A 2,108-nucleotide genomic window follows, 5' to 3' on the forward strand; every position below is an offset into this window, starting at 1 on the left:
GGCGGGTCATATATTAATGAAGATGGGTTTTTGCCGCAGGTATCATATAAAAAATATAACCTCCGCGGAAATGTACAGGCTAACCTGGTAAAAAATCTTACCCTGGGCCTGAACATGGGAACAAGTTATGGCACCCGGAGCCGTTTCAACTTTACATACGACTATGGTTCTGATGACCTGAATAATCTTTGGGGAAAGCTGCTGTACTGGGACGTATTTGCAACCCCATACATAGATGGCAAGCCAAATAACCCGGGTTGGCTGGGAAACCCTGTAGAGATGATGAAAAACGGAGGATACTGGCGTAACAATAACCAACAGGTAGATGCGCTGGTAACGGCCGAATACAAAATACCCGCTGTAGAGGGACTTAGTATAAAGGGCACCTACAGTAAGAACTTTGATAACAGCTATATAAAAACTTTTGCCAAAAAGCAGCTACTGTATAATTTTAAGAAAACAGGCCCTAATGGGTTGATTTATACAGATACCGAAGACGGTACTGTTTTAAGCGGTGACCCGGGAACAGAGTATTTAGGAAATGAATACAATAAATCCAATACCTACCAGCTGAACGCACAGGTTAATTACGACCGTACTTTTGGAAAACATACTATTGGCGCACTGGCTGTTTATGAACAATACGAAGGGTATACCAACTATTTCAGCCTTTACCGGTATAATTTTCCATTGGTAGCCAGCGATCAGTTCCTGTACACCAGCGCTAATAATTCAGATTGGTCCACAAATGGTAATGAAGGGCAAATTGGAAGGCTCTCTTATATCGGAAGGATTAACTATGACTATGATGCCAAATACCTTTTTAGCGCATCTGTAAGGAGAGACGGATCTACCAACTTTGCACCAGACAGGAGATGGGGCTGGTTTCCTTCAGTGTCTGGCGGATGGGTTATTTCAAGGGAAGGGTTTTTTCAAAACTCGGCGCTTGGTAAAACCTTTGATTTCCTGAAATTGAGAGCATCTTATGCTACAACCGGTAATGATATTCTGGATAAGGATGACCCCAACAGCAGGTGGAGATGGATGGAGCAGTATATTATTCAGAATGGTACCTACTATCTTGGCGCTTCAGGCATCCCGGCGTCACGTCTTGCATACGGTGGCCTGCCAAATAGCAACTTAACCTGGGAAAAGTCAAACTCCGCCGGGTTTGGTATCGACGCAACCGTTTCTAAAAATATTCGCTTCAGTTTCGATTACTGGAAACGGCGGTCATCTGATATATTGGGTAGCCGTATACTGGCTATTCCTTATGAGTTTGGAGCATCTTTACCGCCGGAAAACTATGGCAAGGTCAGCTCCAATGGTATTGAAATTGAGTTGGGGTATGGCAATAACATCGGCAAAAATTTCAGCTACAATGTGAAAGGTGTATTCACCTATGCCACCAATAAAGCTATAATGAGAGATGTTGCTGCCAATACCCAGGATTATGCCAACCCAATTGGGAAAACGCTGGCGTATGGGTATGGTTACAAGGCCCTGGGTGTAATACATACCCAGGAAGAACTCGATAAGCTGCCGGCCGGTTATACTATCAATGGAGTGGCGCCCGCCCTTGGCGATATGCTGCTGGCAGATCTTAGCGGCCCCGATGGTAAGCCTGATAATAAAGTAGACAGCTACGACCAAATGGTGCTGGGAAGCTATTTTGGAGCAGAAAATGCCCCGATATCCTACGGGTTAAATATTTCGTTATCATATAAAGGATTTACAGTGGAAGCGCTGTTTTCCGGGCTCACAGGATATAAAATAAGCTACAATGATGCCTGGGGCAGGAACTTTGGCGGCGGCGGAAAAGTTCCCCAATACCATGCTGATTCCTGGAGTACAGATAACCCCAACGGCTCTACTCCCAAAATGTATCCCTGGGGCGATCCCCATTCAGCAGGATATACCTGGACTTCTACTTTTAACGTGTACAATGGTGGTTTTTTACGGATGAAATACCTGAACATCAATTATAAATTACCCGATATCGTGTTAAATAAACTGGCAATCAGGGATACACGGATTTTTCTCGCAGGATCAAACCTGTTCAATATCTCCCGATTTAAATTGTATGATCCTGAAGTTTCTCAGTTCAT

Annotated in this window: 1 protein-coding gene; it reads left to right on the forward strand. The window is 44.1% G+C overall.

Annotated features, from left to right (window positions below; translation table 11 throughout):
* On the forward strand, positions 1 to 2,108 hold a 2,108-nt coding region (locus VN105_RS21470), incomplete at both ends, for a SusC/RagA family TonB-linked outer membrane protein (RefSeq protein WP_325644044.1).

Origin of the sequence: Chitinophaga sp. (assembly GCF_035564935.1) — a bacterium.
Lineage (GTDB): Bacteria > Bacteroidota > Bacteroidia > Chitinophagales > Chitinophagaceae > Chitinophaga.